Below are 1,114 nucleotides of genomic sequence, written 5' to 3' on the forward strand. Positions count from 1 at the left end.
ATCGCTCCAATTTCCCACAACATTAGTCAACTCCGTTAGGCCCTTCATTGAAAGAAATGAGGTCATCAAATGTCTTCCAATGTGAGATTTTGGGCCATTTTTTATAGCAAAGATTGAATAAGGCGCATTTTTCTTCAAATCTTTATTGTACGATCTGACTAAGTTATCTTTTAATAATTGGTATTCCTGTTTATTGCTTGAAGAATTGCCGGTCCTATTTACTCGTTTTAGGACTGGTTCAGAATTCCTCAAAAATTCATCCAAATATACAAGTGGATCGATCCTACCCCTTGCGCTAAAGAAGTATATGTGCCTACTAACGCTTGTCTTTGTCTCTGTCACTAAACACTGGATTATTACTCCCAGATACTTATTTTGGACTAATTTAAATGATTTCGGATCAACGTTCTTAATATCGCTGAATCTTCCACAATTGATGAAAGTAGCTAGGAAGAGGAATTGGTATAAAGTTTTTGTTTTTGTAAATCTCGAAGTATACTCAAACGAATTTAGTATTTTCTCAGTGATCTCCCAGATGCTTTCACCCTCACTTAGAAGTGCTTTAAGCATTTTTTTACTGTGGCTATTTCCCTTATCTGCTTCTTCCGATGATTCGAACTGTAATTGCAAACTACTTACAATATCAGTGATATCAGATTGATATTTTTGTCCATAGTAAGGAATAATTGTAAATTCCCAAGCAGGAATCAATTTCTTTAATGAGGCTTCCAGAATTGTTGCTTTTTGCGTCTTGTATTTAAACTGGAGTGATTTATTGACAATATCGAAACTCAGCGAATTGCTTATGATAGTATTATAGCTCATGAATGTGGCTCTCTTGATTGCTGTTCCGTTATGTGTAATCATCCAACATAAATAGGTTAGTTCAGCAGCGCATAATGCTATTTTCTCACCTGAAGGTCTTTCAAACCTTTCCACAAACTGACGAACAAGCACCTTAGGTGGTGTTTTACATAATATATCAAATTGTGGCATGCTTAGCGCCGATCTTGTGTGCAATTGATATCTAGTTTCAACTACTCTATTTATCTTGTATCTTGCAGTATTCAAACACGCTAACTCGAAAAACTAACTTTAATTGTCCTGTTTGTCT

The 1,114-nt window shown here is 35.4% G+C and carries 1 protein-coding gene; it reads right to left on the reverse strand.

Annotated elements, in window-relative coordinates; genetic code table 11:
• On the reverse strand, window positions 1-996 hold a 996-nt coding region (locus K7A42_RS00020; protein ID WP_322784199.1), incomplete at its 3' end, for a hypothetical protein.
• Window positions 997-1,114 lie beyond the last annotated feature (118 nt).

The organism is Agrobacterium sp. InxBP2 (assembly GCF_026191755.1).
Classification (GTDB): Bacteria; Pseudomonadota; Alphaproteobacteria; order Rhizobiales; family Rhizobiaceae; genus Agrobacterium; species Agrobacterium pusense.